The organism is Gemmobacter aquaticus (assembly GCF_007859075.1).
GTDB classification, from domain to species: domain Bacteria; phylum Pseudomonadota; class Alphaproteobacteria; order Rhodobacterales; family Rhodobacteraceae; genus Gemmobacter; species Gemmobacter aquaticus.
This window is the reverse complement of record NZ_VOAK01000011.1, coordinates 15,967-31,424: the sequence shown is the minus strand read 5'-3', so window position 1 is coordinate 31,424 and position 15,458 is coordinate 15,967. Positions and strand designations below refer to the sequence as shown.

General features: G+C 62.8%; 15 protein-coding genes. 3 read left to right on the top strand and 12 right to left on the bottom strand.

Going from position 1 to position 15,458, the window contains the following annotated elements; all coding sequences use genetic code 11:
• Window positions 1-42: 42 nt before the first annotated feature.
• Genes FQU74_RS02130 through FQU74_RS02115 form a run of 4 tightly spaced genes read right to left on the bottom strand, consistent with a single transcriptional unit; the run spans window position 43 to window position 2,602 of the window.
• Window positions 43-543, bottom strand: a complete 501-nt coding sequence (locus FQU74_RS02130; protein ID WP_146284796.1) for a cytochrome b — start codon at window positions 541-543, stop codon at window positions 43-45.
• A gap of 27 nt (window positions 544-570) precedes the next feature.
• Window positions 571-1,221 (bottom strand): protein-methionine-sulfoxide reductase heme-binding subunit MsrQ, encoded by a 651-nt coding sequence (locus tag FQU74_RS02125; RefSeq protein ID WP_229704335.1) that lies wholly within the window; start codon window positions 1,219-1,221, stop codon window positions 571-573.
• Window positions 1,218-2,153 (bottom strand): VOC family protein, encoded by a 936-nt coding sequence (locus FQU74_RS02120; RefSeq protein WP_146284795.1) that lies wholly within the window; start codon window positions 2,151-2,153, stop codon window positions 1,218-1,220. Before FQU74_RS02120 ends, FQU74_RS02125 begins: the two co-directional genes overlap by 4 nt.
• 23 nt (window positions 2,154-2,176) lie before the next feature.
• On the bottom strand, window positions 2,177-2,602 hold the full coding sequence (locus FQU74_RS02115; protein WP_206664987.1) for a DoxX family protein: 426 nt from the start codon (window positions 2,600-2,602) through the stop codon (window positions 2,177-2,179).
• A 237-nt stretch (window positions 2,603-2,839) separates the two neighbouring features.
• On the opposite strand from FQU74_RS02115, the gene FQU74_RS02110 reads away from it, so the two are divergent.
• Window positions 2,840-3,745, top strand: a complete 906-nt coding sequence (locus tag FQU74_RS02110; RefSeq protein WP_146284794.1) for a LysR family transcriptional regulator — start codon at window positions 2,840-2,842, stop codon at window positions 3,743-3,745.
• A 229-nt stretch (window positions 3,746-3,974) separates the two neighbouring features.
• Window positions 3,975-4,466 carry an ester cyclase gene (locus FQU74_RS02105; protein ID WP_146284793.1) on the top strand — a complete coding sequence of 164 codons (492 nt, stop codon included), beginning with the start codon at window positions 3,975-3,977 and terminating at the stop codon, window positions 4,464-4,466.
• Between the two features lie 508 nt (window positions 4,467-4,974).
• Here the strand turns inward: FQU74_RS02105 and FQU74_RS02100 are convergent.
• From FQU74_RS02100 to FQU74_RS02065, 8 genes are all read right to left on the bottom strand, one after another.
• On the bottom strand, window positions 4,975-5,358 hold the full coding sequence (locus FQU74_RS02100) for a RidA family protein (protein WP_146284792.1): 384 nt from the start codon (window positions 5,356-5,358) through the stop codon (window positions 4,975-4,977).
• A gap of 128 nt (window positions 5,359-5,486) precedes the next feature.
• Window positions 5,487-5,966: a DUF411 domain-containing protein gene (locus FQU74_RS02095; RefSeq protein ID WP_146284791.1), complete on the bottom strand. Its 480-nt coding sequence runs from the start codon at window positions 5,964-5,966 to the stop codon at window positions 5,487-5,489.
• A 32-nt stretch (window positions 5,967-5,998) separates the two neighbouring features.
• Window positions 5,999-8,332: a heavy metal translocating P-type ATPase gene (locus FQU74_RS02090; protein WP_146284790.1), complete on the bottom strand. Its 2,334-nt coding sequence runs from the start codon at window positions 8,330-8,332 to the stop codon at window positions 5,999-6,001.
• Window positions 8,333-8,641: 309 nt separating this feature from the next.
• Window positions 8,642-10,087: a multicopper oxidase family protein gene (locus FQU74_RS02085; protein WP_146284789.1), complete on the bottom strand. Its 1,446-nt coding sequence runs from the start codon at window positions 10,085-10,087 to the stop codon at window positions 8,642-8,644.
• A 69-nt stretch (window positions 10,088-10,156) separates the two neighbouring features.
• Window positions 10,157-10,528 (bottom strand): hypothetical protein, encoded by a 372-nt coding sequence (locus tag FQU74_RS02080; RefSeq protein WP_158635514.1) that lies wholly within the window; start codon window positions 10,526-10,528, stop codon window positions 10,157-10,159.
• Between the two features lie 248 nt (window positions 10,529-10,776).
• Complete coding sequence (locus FQU74_RS02075) at window positions 10,777-11,412, bottom strand: sulfotransferase family protein (protein ID WP_146284787.1); 636 nt, start codon at window positions 11,410-11,412, stop codon at window positions 10,777-10,779.
• A gap of 281 nt (window positions 11,413-11,693) precedes the next feature.
• Window positions 11,694-12,155 (bottom strand): universal stress protein, encoded by a 462-nt coding sequence (locus FQU74_RS02070; RefSeq protein ID WP_146284786.1) that lies wholly within the window; start codon window positions 12,153-12,155, stop codon window positions 11,694-11,696.
• 191 nt (window positions 12,156-12,346) lie between these two features.
• The gene (locus FQU74_RS02065; RefSeq protein WP_146284785.1) at window positions 12,347-12,817 is read right to left on the bottom strand and encodes a nucleoside deaminase; all 471 of its coding nucleotides are present in this window, start codon (window positions 12,815-12,817) and stop codon (window positions 12,347-12,349) included.
• 1,158 nt (window positions 12,818-13,975) lie between these two features.
• On the opposite strand from FQU74_RS02065, the gene FQU74_RS02060 reads away from it, so the two are divergent.
• Window positions 13,976-15,454 carry an efflux RND transporter periplasmic adaptor subunit gene (locus FQU74_RS02060; RefSeq protein WP_158635513.1) on the top strand — a complete coding sequence of 493 codons (1,479 nt, stop codon included), beginning with the start codon at window positions 13,976-13,978 and terminating at the stop codon, window positions 15,452-15,454.
• Window positions 15,455-15,458 lie beyond the last annotated feature (4 nt).

The window sequence follows — 15,458 nt, the reverse complement described above, 5'->3', positions numbered from 1 at the left end:
AGCCGATTGACAGGCCAGGGTGTCAGGGCTGGACATGGCACCTCACTTCCGCAGCGCGGGGACCATCCGCGCCAGTGTGCCATCCTTGCGCACGAACTGGTTGAAGATGGCGGCAAGGCCATGGGCGAGAGCCGCGAAGAATAGCGCCGTGCTGAGGGCGAAATGCAGGCCACCGAGGGGGACGATCTCGTTCCAGGTCAGCATGCCGGTGACGACCATGGCCAGCAGAAGGCCATAAAGCGTGTTGTGCATGATGCTGGCGATGCGCGCCTGTGCGGCCGATGTGCCGGGGGCATGGCCGGGCACACCATGGCGGAAGCGCAAGACAAGGCGGGCAATGACGGACAAGAGGATCACGCTGCCGATGCCGACATGGAACCAGGCCCAGGTTATGTCGGCATCAGTGGGGACCTGCCCGGCTTCTCGCGCATCGACGACAGCGACGATGGCGCTGTTGAAGCCGATCTGCAGGATGACTCCGATGACGACGATCCAGTGCAGCCAGATCTGGGCAGGGCGGTAGGCGGTGGGGGCGATGGCCATGATGGGGTCTCCTGGCTAAGGGCTGGGTCAGGCGGAGGTGGGGCGGGGGCGCAGATACCAGTAGCAGATGCGGTAGGTCTCAAGCGCGAACAGCGGGCCGAAGTGGATCAGCACCGGGGCAACACCGCCCCAGTCGTTCAGCGTGGCCCAGTGAGCGAGTGTCAGCACGGCGGCGGCATAGGTCCAGCGCTGAAGTCCCTTCCACCAGGTGCCCATGCGGCGCACGAACCAGTCATGCGAGGTGATGGCCAGCGGCACGAAGATCAGGAAGGCAACCCAGCCGGTCCAGATATCGAACTTCGGAAGGTCTGACAGTACCGAGTCCAGCGTGGCCCTGTCGATCAGGTAGAGCACCGTGTGCAGAAGGGCATAGCCGAAGGCCGCGACGCCCAGATAGCGGCGGTTCTTCTTCATCCACTGCGGCCCGCGCCAGCCGCGCAGCAGCATGGCAAGCGGTGTGGCCATCATCGCGACAATCAGGAAGCGGGCCGAGAACTCGCCCGCGGGATGGATCATCTCGTGGATCATCGTCGCGGGAGTGGCCGAGATGAAGATCGCCACGGTCATCGCCACACCGGGCAAGGCGAAAAGCGCCCAGAGGCCGTAGGGGTAGAGAAGGCGCCGCAGCAGAGAGGGTGTAGGCGCGGGGGCTGTTTCGATCGGACTTTGCAGGGTCATGCTGCGTCATCCTTCTCGTGTTCGGTGGCGCGCAGGGCCAGGGTCAGGTTGACACCGGCGGGATCGGTGCCGCTCAAGACGCCCGTTGCCGGGTCTTGAGCCAGCTGCACCTTCGCGGAGGCGAAGATATCGGCGTCGGCCGCCTCCAGCCGGTAGGACAAAAGCCGGGCCGAGTTGCGCGGCGCCGGCCGCACTCCGGAGCCCGCCCAGAGGTTCATCGCCAGCCGGTGGGTGTAGGGCGCACCCGTCCCCATGTCCGCCATGCCGAAGTCGGGCAGGTTCAGGTTGCGCGCAAACCCTAAGGTCTCGAACCAGCTGAGCGAAGGGTCAAGGGCTGGCACGTGCAAGTGCAGATGCGCGACCGTCGCATCTCGGTGCAGAGGCAGGGCCGGATCAGTGCCATCGGCCCCAGCCAGTTCGGCCCGCAGATCGAGCCGCTCGCGCCCGCTATGGGGGCGGCCTTGTGCGTCGAACATGGCAAAGCGGCCGCCGTCAAAACTGAACCGGCCAAAGCGTTCGGGCGTCTCATAGGCGATCTCGATGCCGTGGCCATCGGGATCGTCAAGATACATTGCCTTCGACATCAGGTGATCTACTGGTGAGAAGTGAACACCCAGACCTATGAACCGCTGCATCCGGCGCGAGAATTCGGCCTGTGAAGGCATCCCGAAGGCCACATGGTACATGCCCGCATATCCCTTCGTGACCGGACTGGTGGCGCCGGGGGCAAGCACGACCAGTGTCCGGTCGGGGGTGCCAAGCGCGACGCCCGGCCCCTCGTCGGGGCGGCGCAAGAAACCGGTGACTTCGGTCCAGAACGCCACGGCGCGGTCAAGGTTGGTGACCGACAAGGTCAGCGGGCCCCAAGTCAGCCGTTCGGGAAGGTTGTCGGCTGCGCGTTGCCGGGCAAGGGCGAGGGCTGCGGTTTCCATGTCGGTCTCCTGTGGGGTGAGGATCAGGCTCGAGGCGCGATGGGTGCCTTCCGGGCGCGGCCCCAGAGGACGAACACGGCCAGTGCGACGTAGACCAGGTTGAAGGGGAGCGGCTCGAATTCGCCGCGGATGGCATGGAACGGAATGGCGAGCGCCTGGATCCCCAGAAGGCCAGCCGCGGCCCAGACGGTCAGATGCGGCATGATGCGGGTCGCAGCAGGCAGGATCAGCCCGAGCACGCCAAGAACTTCCATCACTCCAATGAACCGGGGCAGTGCAATCGGCACTTCCGACATCCAGACCGCGCCCATCTTTGCGGCCTCTTCCGGTGAGAGAAAATGGAACCAGGCCCCCATCAGGTAAAGACCTGCAAGTGCGATCTGGCCTACCCAGATGGCGATGTTCCAGCCACGGCTCGAGGTTACGGAAGCAGTCGAAGTCATGGTCATGGTCTGTCCTCTAGCTATTGGGGGGGGCGGGGCCCCTTTGTTCTGTGCCCCCAAAAGATACTCGGTCCGCCGCCTCTGATCATTGGCGCAAGGGCGAAGGCTGTCTTTCCTCTCAGTTGATGATCTTTGCGATAATGGTCAGTATTGCGCATTGATCGGAAATCTTTGCATCGCTAGATTTCCTTATGGAAAATTGATCCAAGCCCGAATCATAGCTTGATTTACCAAAGGGAAATCATGGACAGCCTTCTCAGCCTGCGGGTCTTTGCCGCCGTGGCCGAAGCGAGGAGTTTCGCCGCCGTCGCCGACCGCCTGGACATCTCGGCCGCGATGACCAGCAAGCATGTGCAGCACATTGAGGCCGAGGTGGGTGCCCGGCTTCTCAACCGCACCAGCCGCAGTGTCAGCCTGACCGAGGCGGGCGCGATCTACCTTGCCGCCGTGCGCCCCTTGCTGGAAGGGTTGGACGAGGCCGGGGCGCGGCTTGCGCAATCGACCATCGACCCGCGCGGGACCCTGAAGATGTCCTTGCCGGTCTGGCTGGCCGAGCCCGGCTTCGTCCGCGTGCTGGCGGCCTATCGCGCTCGGTACCCGGAGGTGACCCTCGATCTCGACCTCAGCGGAAGGCCTGTCAATCTGGTCGAGGACGGCTATGACCTCGCCCTGCGAGTCAGCCCGGCGCTGGACGAGGGGCTCATTGCGCGGCGCTTGGTGGACATTACCTTCCACGTCGTCGCCGCCCCCCCGCTTCTGGACCGGATCGGCCGCCCTCAAGAGGTTGCAGACCTGAACGGCATGCCGTTTCTTGCCTACAGCCCGGTCAGTACAGGGGGGCGGGTCCGTCTGGGGCTTGGTCCCAATGCCCCCGAGGTCCGCATGACCCCCGTCATGCAAAGCGCCAATGAGACGCTGCTGTTTCAGGCCGCGCTGGAAGGGATGGGCATTGCGATCATGCCCCACCCCGTTTGCCGCAGCTACCTGGCTGAGGGAAAGCTAGAGCGGCTTCTTCCCGACCTACCCGCGCCTACGGTGGCTCTGTCAGCAATCTACCCCGACCTCAGCTACCTGCCCGCAAAGACCCGCAGCTTTCTTGACTACCTTGCTGGCCCCGAAGGCTTCGGCGGCCCGCTGGGGGCGCTGTGATGTGGGCAACAGACGAGGGTGATCATCTCCTTGCAGGAAAGTCTGGATTAACGGGCCGCCAGATGATCTCCTGAGGATTAAGGCTTAGCTTCCTCTCATCGGGCTGCGAGACATCACAAGCCAAGCAGCCCCGATCCAAACCCGAAACCCGAAAGGCCCGCCGGGCCGCGCATAACGCGCGGCACCGATCCGGTGGCCTTACCCCAAAACGAGAGAGAAGGAGACCATCATGTCCATCACCCGCCGCGCCACATTGGCCCTAGCCACCGCCGCCACCACCCTGTCGCTATTTGCCGGGGCAGCCATGGCGCAGGACGACTACAAGGAGAAGATCCGCATCTTCTACGAAACCTTCAACCAGAACGACCCGGCGCTTCTGGACCAGATCATCGCCGAGGACTGGGTCCACATCCCCGCCGCCCCGGGTGAAGAACCGGGCCGCGAGGGCTTCAAGACGCTGATCCCGGGCTATGCCGCCACCTTCAAGGACGGCAACATCAAGATTGAGGACATCGTCCAGGATGGCAACAAAGTCGCCGTCCGCTCGACCTATACCGCCACCCAGGTCGGGCCCTTCGCAGGCTTTCCGGCCAAGGACAGGCCCTTCACCATCATGACCATCGACATCCACGAGTTCAACGAAGAGGGCATGGTGCAGACCACCTGGCACCTCGAAGACTGGCTCGGCGGCCTGTTTCAGATGGGCGCCTTCGAAAAGTAATCACGCAACCTGCAAATCAACCCACGGCCCGAAGCGAAAGCCTCTGGCCGTGTCAGCTTGTCCGAGGCCGGTTTACGTTCGTCGAAAGGACGACAGCTTGGTCATCTCTGACCTCACGCCCTTGATAGAGCAGGGGGTGCCGAACGGCCGCTATCCTGAAGGTTTGTCGACGTGGACTGCGGCGTGTTGCCAGCCGCCGATGGGTGGCGGTCCACGTTGACAAACCTCGGAACGACGAAGCTGCGGGAGTCAGCGCCCCAGAGTTCTGTCGGGCAATCGTGTTTTCGTTCAAATGCCCGCTCATTGCGCCAACCAGTGTACCAAGCAACAAGAACGGATCGGCAGGTGTCGTAGGTAGCGATTAAAGCTGCCAACAAGTGTCCGTCGGTGCTGCGAGTTCGGGCGCCGACGGTTGCATGAAAGTGCGGGCGTCCCATGGCGAAAAGACAAACGCCACCGAACGCACTTGGCAGGATAGCGCCCCCAAGGCAGGAGCCCCGCGTGGCGATCACACTCGCGCAGCGACGGCCTGAACCTTGACCTTACCGCCGAACGGCAGTCTTGCAGCCTGGTAGACCGTTCGGGCGGGTCTCTTTCCCTCAGGGAAAAGGCTCGCATAGAGGTCATTCACCTCGCGGAGGTCGCTCAGATCCGTGAAAGCAAGATCGACATAAACGATGTCGGATCGCGAAAAGCCTGCGGCTTCAGCGATCCGGAATACGTGGCCAAAGGCGCGCTCCGCCTCCTCACGCGCAGTCCCTCGCAGATAGGTCCCGTCGGCGCCAACCGATAGTTGGCCGCTGATCCAGCAGTGATTTCCAACAACAACTGCATTGCTGATCGGCGAAGGTGATGGGGGTACGCCCCCGACTTCAGTGATATAGCGCTTCATGGCTGCCCTCCCGAGCGTGGATGGACGCTTGGCGCCTGAACTCCAGCACACTACCAGATGATCCTTGAAGGCAGTGCGCGGCCACTACGACGCGGTGTCCTTGGGCAAGAGAGATCTGACCCCTCTGCTCACGCAGCGGGGTAGTGGCTGAAGACCGTCGTGCTTCCGTCGCGGTGAATCAGGAACACGTCATAGGCTTCGCGCTCGGCCTCGGGGCCCATGCCGGGCGATCCCCACGGCATGCCCGGCACGGCAAGTCCGATGGCATCTGGACGTTCCGAGAGTAGGCGGCGCATGTCGGCGACCGGAACATGGCCTTCGATCATATAGCCCCCGACCCGCGCCGTATGGCACGAGACCAGCGCCTCGGGAATGCCATTGTCCAGCTTGTACTGCATGAGGTCCGTGGCGGAGGCGAAGTCGGTGGTGACGACGAATCCTTCGAACTCAACGATCCCGATCCAGGCGCCGCAGCAACTGCAATCGGGGTCCTTCAGTACATGGAGCGGGGTCGCGTCAGTCGCGGCAAATGCGGGTGTGGCGGACAGTGCGGCAAGCCCTGCGCCCATAGCCAGCAGCCGACGGCGCGTCACAGTGAATTGGGTCATCTACAGTTCCTTTCATGGATTTGCGTGAGGTGTCAAAGCTCCAGCCGCCGCAGGCGCAGCGCATTCGCGATCACCGAGACGGAGGAGAGGCTCATCGCCGCCGCCGCGATCATCGGGGACAGCAGCATGCCGGTCAGCGGGTAAAGAATACCCGCAGCGATAGGAACGCCGGCGGCATTGTAGGCGAAGGCAAAGAACAGGTTCTGCCGGATATTGCGCAGCGTTGCGGTCGCCAGCCGTCTGGCGCGAACCACCCCCATCAGATCGCCCCCAAGAAGCGTCAGTCCCGCGCTTTCGACCGCGACATCCGCGCCGGTGCCCATGGCAATGCCGACATCAGCCGCAGCAAGGGCCGGGGCATCGTTCACCCCGTCGCCCGCCATGGCGACCACCGCGCCATCCCTGCGCAGAGAGTCGATCAGGGCCTTCTTGCCTTCGGGCAGAACACCTGCGCGCACCTCGTCGATGTTCAGCGTTGCAGCAACAGCCTCTGCGGTGCGCTGGTTGTCGCCGGTCGCCATGATGACGCGCATCCCGAGCTGGTGCAGGGTGCGGATCGCCTCGGCGGCCGAGGGCTTGATCGGGTCGGCCACGGCGACGATGCCCGCAAGCCGACCGTCGAGCGCGACGAACATTGCCGTCTTGCCATCGCGGCGCAGCGCGTCGGCCTGCACATCCAAAGCGGTCGTGTCCAGTCCCAGATCTGCCATCATCGCGGCATTCCCGAGTGCCGCCGCATGGCCCGCAACCTCGCCCTGCACGCCCTTGCCGGTGACAGCCTCGAACCGGATTGTGTCGAGGGTCTCGGTCCCGCGCGCCAGCGCGCCCTCGACAATCGCTTCAGCCAAGGGATGCTCTGATCCGCGTTCCAGCGCCGCAGCGAAGGCAAGCAGGCTGTTCTCATCAGTCGGCCCCAAGGCGACCACATCGGTCAGCTTCGGACGCCCTTCAGTCAGGGTGCCGGTCTTGTCCACGATGAGAACATCGACCGCAGCCATTCGCTCCAGCGCCTCGGCGTCCTTGATCAATACGCCCGCCTGCGCTCCGCGCCCCGCCGCCGTGGTGATCGAGATCGGTGTGGCGAGACCAAGAGCGCAGGGACAGGCGATGATCAAAACCGACACAGCAGCGGCGATGGCAAAGACCAGCGCCGGATCCGGCCCCCAGACCAGCCACACGCCAAATGCGATGAGGGCAATCGCCACCACCGTCGGCACGAACACCGCCGACACCCGGTCGGCCAGACCCTGAATGGGCGCGCGGGATCGCCGCGCACTTGAGACCATCTCGACGATCTGTGCCAGCACGGTATCGGCCCCCACCCGCTGCGCGGTGATGACCAGGCTGCCGTTCCGGTTGATCGTGCCGCCAGTGACAGCATCCCCCTCGCCCTTTTCAACCGGAACAGACTCGCCGGTGATCATGCTTTCATCCACAGACGAGTGCCCGTCGACCACTATCCCGTCCACCGGCACGCTGTCGCCGGGCCGCACCCGCAGCCGGTCGCCCACCATGATGTTCTCAAGGGGTGCATCATATTCGCTGCCGTCCTCCAGCACCCGGCGCGCGGTCTTGGGTGCAAGATCCAGCAAAGCCCGGATCGCATCGCCCGTGCGTTCACGCGCACGCAGTTCCAGTACTTGGCCCACGAAGACCAGCGTCACAATGACGACTGCGGCCTCGAAATAAGTGCCGACGCCGTGGCCCATACGATAGACTTCTGGGAAGATACCCGGGAGGAAGGTGGCAACGATCGAATAGGCATAGGCCGCACCGACGCCGATCGAGATCAGCGTCCACATGTTGGGAGAGCGGTTGATGACCGACGCCCACCCGCGGACGAAAAAGGGAGTCGCAGCCCAGAGGATGATGGGCGTGGCCAGCAGGAATTCGACATAAGACGCGGCGCCATGGCCGATCCAGTCCCGCACAGGCAGAGACACCAACTCCCCCATGGTCAGGACGACCAGAGGGATCGCGGCCGCAAGGCTGATCCACATCCGGCGCGTGAAATCGGCAAGTTCGGGGCTGGAGACGCTGGTTGGCACCATCGGCTCAAGCGCCATGCCGCAGATCGGGCAAGAGCCGGGCTCTTCGCGGACGATCTGCGGATGCATCGGGCAGGTCCAACGGGTGCCTGCTGGACGGGCGGGTTTCAGGGCCATGGCGCGACCGCTGGCATGATGCCAGGGGTCGGCCTTGAAGGCCGCGCGGCACTTGTCCGAGCAGAAATAGAAACTCGTCCCGCCGAAGTCCTCATGCCGGGTGTCCGCGCCGACTGCGACGGTCATGCCGCAGACCGGGTCTTGTGCGGTCAGCCCCGCTCCGGGGAGGGCTGACTTCGAATGCGAATGGTGGTGTTCCATGATGTGCCTACCCTTCCTAACGAATTTGGGCAGCCCTGTGCATGAGCGGAAACGCCGATGCTGCACCGGTTTGGGGCGCGTGGCGTTTGTTCCGTCCGCAGTTTACTGCCGCTCGGCGATCATTTGCGCAGGTACTTGACCAGGGCGGCGATCGCCAGAATGACCAGGACAAGTACCAGCAGGCCAAATAGCCAACCAAAGCCCATTCCGATGCCGTTCATCATGATGAAGTCTCCCTTTCGCTGGTGCAATCCCTGCACCGGGATCGATAGGGGCGGGGCGACGGGGAGCCGTCCCGCCCTGCTGATGTCAGGCCGAGACGACGAATTCCGTCATCATGCCGGTCGAGAGATGCGGCATGTGGTGGCAATGAAGCATCCAGCGCGCGGCCTCACCTGCGTCGAGCGCCACATCCACCATCGACATTGGCGGAACATAGACTGTGTCACGCAAGGCACCGGCGATCGGATGGCCATTGATCCCGACGACCTGAAACACATGACCGTGCAGGTGCATCGGGTGGCCCATCATCGACATGTTGTGGAAGGACAGGATCACCCTTTCGCCTTTGCGTGCCCTGACTGGTTCGTGCTTGCCCCAGGTCGCGCCATTGATCGTCCAGACATAGGGTTGCATCGAGCCACCCAGCATCAGCATCTGGCCACGATCCGCCGCCCGGTCCGGCAAGGGATCCAGGGCCGCCAGTCGCGCCTCCAGCGCGAGGTCGAAGGCAGGCGACTCGGCCTCAGCCAGCGTGTCGAGACGAGAAATCTCGGCGCCGGTGGTCGCGAGGATCAGCCCGGTACGTTCGCGCCTGCCCTCACGCAGCGCGAAGATCGGCCAGGCACCAGTCCCTGCCGGCAGGTCGATCTCAAGATCCAGCCGCTGGCCCATCGCAAGACCAAAGCGGCTGCCCGCTTCCGGCTGCACGTCATGGCCGTCCACGGCGACAAGGCGCGCGGATAGCTCGCCGCTGTCGATCCAGAACACAGTGGCCGCCGCCGCATTTATCACCCGCAAATGCACCCTCCCGCCGCGCTCGACCATCACCACCTCGGGATCATCAAGCGTGCGGTCATTTGCGAGGTAGGCGTCCCAGTCGTAGTCGTTCAGGTCCATGGACATCCCGCCATGGCCCATCATACCGCCCATCGGCATCTCCATCTGGCCCATGCCCATCTGCCCCGATGCGCCGTGATCCATCGTGGCCATGCCAGTGCCGCCGGTGATCTCGGCCAGCACCTCCTCTGGTGGCTTGAACGAGAAGTCGTGCAGGAACAGCACCACTTCCTGCCGATCGGCAGCCAAGTCCTCGGACCGACGCACGATCAGAGGCGCGGCCAGAAGCTGCATCTCTTGCACTGGGACATGGCTGTGCATCCAGTGCGTGCCAGAGCGTGGGATGTAGTCGAACGATCGCATTTCGCCCGGCGCCAGCAACGGCAAGGGCATATCCGGAACCCCATCCTGTTCATTGGGCGGGATCTGGCCATGCCAGTGGATGATCGTCGGAACTGTCAGCCGGTTTGTCAGATCGACCCGGAACAACTGGCCGGGATCAAGGACCAGTCCCTGACCCGCGGGCCCGGCAAGGCCAAAGACTGTGGCGGCGCGGCCGTTGATATCGAGCGTGCGGGAGGATGCGGCCAACGCAAGCGCGGGTGCAGGGTCCGCGGCTGTGGCGTGTACAAGATGCGGAACCGCGATAGCTGCGCTACTTGCGGCCAGAAAGCCGCGTCGGGAAAAGGTGATCATGTGCGTCTCCTGGGGGCATGTATCCCCCGTAAGCAGTCGATGGAACACCGGGCGAGGCCCGGACAGCTCTCAGCTAAGACGCAATATGGGTGGGCGTTCGGCCAATCCTGGAACGCGACCAGTTGCAACGATCTCGGCAGGGCAACGATGGACCTGAAGGATCAGCGTGGCCGGGGCGACACCCTCTGATGGGAGGAAATAGCCGACAAGGGCGGCACAGGCCGCCGCACAAGCACCAGCATCACCGACGTCACAGGATGAGCCTTCCATGCAATCATGGTGGTCTGCTGCTCCACCCAGCAGATGCGCCACATGGTGGTCCTGCGAGGCACCCTTGGCAAGTGCGGTCGCATGCGCTGAGGTGATCGCGGGGAAAATCGCGAAACACAAGACGGCGATCAATGCGATGGCGCGGTGGATCATGCTTTGATCATGCGCCATTTGAGCGGCCGTGTCCAATGTCGGCCTTGTCGCAGCTTCGAGGCCGCAGCACGGGTCCAAGACGCGCAGGTCAAAGGCCCGGTAGCAATGTCCCTCCATGAAACGAGGAAACCCGGCGCGCTGCCTGACGCAACCGGGGTTGAAGGAAACATGGAAGGGGATACCAGAGAGAAATTCCCGACACACGGGGACAACACACGGGGCTTGGCAATGGCCTCGTGCAAGGCGATCGGTGCGGCAGCTCAAGTTCACGCAGGTTCTCCGCCGAGAACCTCCCAAAAGTCGGCCCTCAAATTGTGGTGCGGGAAGGGTTCGTCAGGTACCTCGGCGCCAAGGAAGGCACAAAGGGGCTCCCACCCCTCTGCCACGTCGAACACCAGCAACCGATCGGCGGGAAGTGCTTCGCGCACATCCGCAGTCCGACGTCGATAGGCGGCCAATGCGACTTCCTTGTCATCAAGGACACCGCCGAAGGTGCCCATACCCGCCAATTCGTTCCACGCGGTGAGGATATCGTGAATATGTGGTGGCAGCGGGATATCGCCGTAGCGGGCCATCAGCTTGCCGATCGTCTTGTCGAAACTTGCCCACCACTTCTCCTCGGGACGGATCGTGTGAACGACCTTTGCATCGGGGAATGCGGTCGCCAGTTCGCGCCAGACATGGGCGCCTGGCCAATCCACCTGGGACCGATAGCCGGCGAAGACGACCTCCCAATCGACCGCTTCGCCCGCCGCCAGCCGTTGCCAGTGGATCACCTGTTCAGGGTTCACGACGATCTCGTGCATATGATGGCATTGCCCAAAGCCGAGACGCTCGAGTGCTGCCTTCAGGGATTTCGTCCCAGTGCGTCCGAAACCTGAACCGATCACCTCCAGTGCCATGACTTGCCCTCCTGATTGTTCGCACGGTGTCCCCCGCGCAGGTTCTCCACGTCCTTGCACCCGAAGGCCCTGTAATTCGGAACGGCGGGTAAAATGCGCTCGGTCATTCGCCTATCGTTTGCCATCACAAGGGGGCCGAGAGGGCCCGCATAGCGTCACGTCTCGGAAAGCTCAGCCAACGGGATGAAACGTCTGCACATCAAGGCGGCGCGCGGCAGAAAATTTGGCGGCTCCCGCGTATCTCCCCATACCAATTGCGGCTTTCGTCCAGGCCAACGGCCTTATTCGTCAGACCTAAAGAGATCGTCGTCAGAAATCTCCATGCGCCCCAAGAGGACGCTGCAGTCCAGACTTTCGATCAGTGCGCTCGCCACCGATTCATGCAGCCACCTCGCCAACCAGCCCGACTTATGGTGTCCGATCACAACCAGATCGGCCTGGGCTTCCTTGGCTGCATTGACGATGCAAGTCACCGGGTCACCCACCTGCATGTTTACGCTATGTGTCAGCCCCAGTTTCTTCAGCCGCTCCGACCCCTCGTCGAGGACCAGACGATACTCCTCGCTTTGATCGTTCGGGACATAGGCCACACCGGTATCCACCGCCACCGGCATGAACGACGCCTCAACGACAGCCAAGAGCACAACGTTCGAACGGAAACGCTTCGCGAGAAGCGCTCCCTCACGCAGAGCAAGCCGCCCTTCACGTGTCCCGTCATAAGCCAGAAGAACTGTCCGATACATGGTCGCCTCCGACAAACATCAGAAGGGTCCAGACATATGTAGTATACCTGACGCGGGCTTCGTTGGCAAACGCGCCCCACGCATCGGAGAATGATGCTTGGCTGCAAGTCGAGGGAATGCCCGACTGAGCAGGGCGCAGGGCAGCGTCTGTTCTGCGCGGTGCAAGTTCATGCCCCGCTCCATCGATCCTGTTACCAGAAATCCTTATGTTCGCTTGAAATCTCGTTCTCAAGTTCAACAAAGGGGCCACGGACATCCACATGCCGTCGACCCGCCGCAAACACCTGATGGCAACTCAGATCGAGCGTCAGATTTTCCGGGTTATCCCCGGTCAGCTCAGCCAGCCGCTTTTCGCTCAACCCGTAGACGACAGCGCCGATCCCGGCCCAGTAACAGGCCCCCGCGCACATGCAGCACGGCTCGACCGAGGTCACCAGGGTGCATCGCTCAAGAAAGGCTGGATCATAGCGCTGTGCAGCCTCACGGGCCACGTTCGCCTCTGCATGGCCGACACCTCGGTCCCGTGCATAAGTGTTGCCTGATGTCAGCAGCACGTCGCCGTCCGGCCCGACTAGCAAGGCGCCAAAGGGATGATTTCCGCTTGCCCTGCTGGCGCGGGCGATCTCCACGGCAAGGCGCAGGTACTCGGTATCACTCCGCATGGCCACCTCCTTGGGCTTCCCGTTCAAAACGATACTGCAACACCCGGTCTTCTGGCGAGGATCTTTGCCCGCAGGTGCGGCTCTGTCCGGGCGTGTTCAGCGTCTATTGCCCATGTTTGCTGGATTTCGAGCGCAGAAACTGCAGGCGCGAAGAGCGTTAATTTCTGCAATCTCACTCCGGGCCGGTCACAACATCGAGACGAGCCCTGCGCTTAGGGCACTGACCTGATCCGCAGCGCCAAACCGGGCGTTCTGGACCACCATTTGGTAACATCCTCCTGCACCAGTTCCGCGATGTGGTGCGTGGTACCTCGAAACATGGGTGGGAACCTTGGGTTGCGGCGGAATTCTAGACAAACCAAACCAGTTGGGTCAGCCATGTGTCGCCACAAGAGCCCACTCCAGGGAATAGGCGTATCCTCATCACCCAAAAGGCGGGTCCCTCGGATCACAGAGATTTGATATCGCCATGGCACCTCTTTAAGGCTAAGTGCAACCCATGATGTGAGGTGGTCCGACAGCTTGATTGTATCTGCTGCGTCAGCAAATAACACATTTTGGCCGCACGTCATCGGTGCGACCCTCTGGGCTTTTGCTGTGCTGTTCTGCGCTCTCGGTTTCAGCTTCTTCTCTGCAGGTGGCGCTCAAGCCCACGTCCTGCACCTCCCAGAAGCGGTCGAGACTGCTGCTTCTGCGTCACCCGTCGAGGCAACAAGGGTTGAAAGCATTGCTTCGATAGAAACCGAATGCCGCGTCGAATGTTGCTCTCCCGCGCATTGTGCTGCGGGACTGGCAGCGGCGGACGCCAACACGCATCCGACTTTGGCCGCAGAGGACGCCTTTGCCGTTCCCCATGCGGTAACGAGCGCCTTATTCGACCAAGACACCCTTAAACGCCCCCCAAGAAGCTGACTGCATCATCGCGGCAGTGAGAAACGCTGCGGATCCGAAGCAAACAACTTCTCGAGGTGACACGTGATTTCCTTTCGCACGGGCGTTTTCGCAGCCCTTTTCGCGGCCCTGACCGCAGGTACTGCCCTCGCACACGAGGGCCATTCCCACGGCGACGAAGCGCCGCCCGATACCGTTCAGACTGCGCCCCGAGCAACTGCGGCCTCAACGCTGTTTGAATTGGTCGCAGTGGCAAACGGGCAGAACTTGACGGTCTATATCGATCGCTTCGACACGAACGAGCCGGTGACGGAAGCGACAGTCTACGTCGAAACCCCCGCAGGACCGGCAACGGCCACCTTGGAAGGTGACGTTTTTCTGCTCGATGCCCCTTGGGCGGCAGAGTCGGGTGAATATGAACTCCTTTTTACCGTCGAAGCCGGAACCGACATCGATTTCCTGACTGCCACCCTGACCATCCCCGAAATCGCTGCCGGTGCTGATACCGCGCCACTTGCAGGATCGTGGCAATTGCCAAGCGGCCTCGCATCGGTCGCCGAACGGCTGCGTGCTGGCGATCTGGCGTTGATCGCCGTTGGCATCGCAGGCTTCCTTGCCGGAGTGCTGGTCATGGCACTTAAAAGGGGCAGATCAGTCGTCGCGAGCCTATTCGTCCTCGGCATCATACTCGCAGCCACGGCGCCCATGGCGCTTGCGGAAACCGCACCACAGGGCGCAGTCGTGATCCGCGACGTGGCACAGCGCTTGCCGGACGGTCGCATCTTCGTACCCAAGGCCTCACAACGAATCCTTGCCATCCGCACCCTTGCCGCGGTCGAGAACGAGCACCGCCGCAGCATCGAAATGGCCGGACGTGTCGTCCCCGACCCCAACGCCAGCGGCTTGGTCCAGACCGCCATCGGTGGCCGTCTTCTCCCACCGCCCGGCGGCTTTCCGGCCCTCGGAACGACCGTGAAAGCGGGTGATGTGATGGCACTCGTCGAACCCTCTCTCGCCGCCGCCGACCAGACGTCCATCCGCCAATCCAAGGCGGAACTGGAACAGGACATCGCCTTGACCGAACGGCAGCTGGAGCGCTATCGCCCGCTCGCGAAAAGTGGGGCTGTATCGCAGGCCCAACTGGAAGAAGCCGAACTGACCCTACAGGGCCTGCGCGACCGCCGCGCCGAACTGGATAACCTGCGGATGGCGGCGGAAACACTGGTCGCACCCGTGTCGGGCGTGGTGTCCAAGGCCAACGCCGCCCCCGGCCTGATCGCCGAGACGAATACCGAAGTCTTCCATATAATCGATCCGGCGAAGCTTTGGGTCGAAGCCGCACTGTTTGCTGACGTGGCCGTGGCCGACCAAGCCTCGGTCGCCGGTCCCGACGAAGAAGCCGTATCCCTCGAACTTGTTGGCGCGGGCTTTGCAGAAGACGGACAGGCGCAGCCGGTTCAATTCCGTATCGCGGATCCTGCGACGGGTTTGCGTGTCGGTGACCGCGTGACCGTCTATGCCGAAACAACCAGCGTCACAAAGGGCATCAGCGCCCCGCGCGAAGCGGTGATCCGCAGCGCGAACGGCGAAAACATTGTCTTTGTCCACATCGGACCCGAAATTTTCGAACCCCGCGCCGTGAGAACCGAACCGCTCGATGGCGGGCGGGTCATCATCGTTGCGGGCGTCGATGCGGGGGACCGCGTGGTCACCCGAGGGGCCGAACTTCTTAACCAGCTGCGGTAAGGGA

Coding starts and splice junctions, on each gene's coding strand:
- FQU74_RS02100 (WP_146284792.1), bottom strand. CDS start 5,358: ATGAAGCGCTATATCACTGAAGTCGGGGGCGTACCCCCATCACCTTCG.
- FQU74_RS02120 (WP_146284795.1), bottom strand. CDS start 2,153: ATGGAAACCGCAGCCCTCGCCCTTGCCCGGCAACGCGCAGCCGACAAC.
- FQU74_RS02130 (WP_146284796.1), bottom strand. CDS start 543: ATGGCCATCGCCCCCACCGCCTACCGCCCTGCCCAGATCTGGCTGCAC.
- FQU74_RS02110 (WP_146284794.1), top strand. CDS start 2,840: ATGGACAGCCTTCTCAGCCTGCGGGTCTTTGCCGCCGTGGCCGAAGCG.
- FQU74_RS02075 (WP_146284787.1), bottom strand. CDS start 11,412: ATGGCACTGGAGGTGATCGGTTCAGGTTTCGGACGCACTGGGACGAAA.
- FQU74_RS02105 (WP_146284793.1), top strand. CDS start 3,975: ATGTCCATCACCCGCCGCGCCACATTGGCCCTAGCCACCGCCGCCACC.
- FQU74_RS02070 (WP_146284786.1), bottom strand. CDS start 12,155: ATGTATCGGACAGTTCTTCTGGCTTATGACGGGACACGTGAAGGGCGG.
- FQU74_RS02095 (WP_146284791.1), bottom strand. CDS start 5,966: ATGACCCAATTCACTGTGACGCGCCGTCGGCTGCTGGCTATGGGCGCA.
- FQU74_RS02085 (WP_146284789.1), bottom strand. CDS start 10,087: ATGATCACCTTTTCCCGACGCGGCTTTCTGGCCGCAAGTAGCGCAGCT.
- FQU74_RS02125 (WP_229704335.1), bottom strand. CDS start 1,221: ATGACCCTGCAAAGTCCGATCGAAACAGCCCCCGCGCCTACACCCTCT.
- FQU74_RS02065 (WP_146284785.1), bottom strand. CDS start 12,817: ATGCGGAGTGATACCGAGTACCTGCGCCTTGCCGTGGAGATCGCCCGC.
- FQU74_RS02080 (WP_158635514.1), bottom strand. CDS start 10,528: ATGGCGCATGATCAAAGCATGATCCACCGCGCCATCGCATTGATCGCC.
- FQU74_RS02090 (WP_146284790.1), bottom strand. CDS start 8,332: ATGGAACACCACCATTCGCATTCGAAGTCAGCCCTCCCCGGAGCGGGG.
- FQU74_RS02115 (WP_206664987.1), bottom strand. CDS start 2,602: ATGACCATGACTTCGACTGCTTCCGTAACCTCGAGCCGTGGCTGGAAC.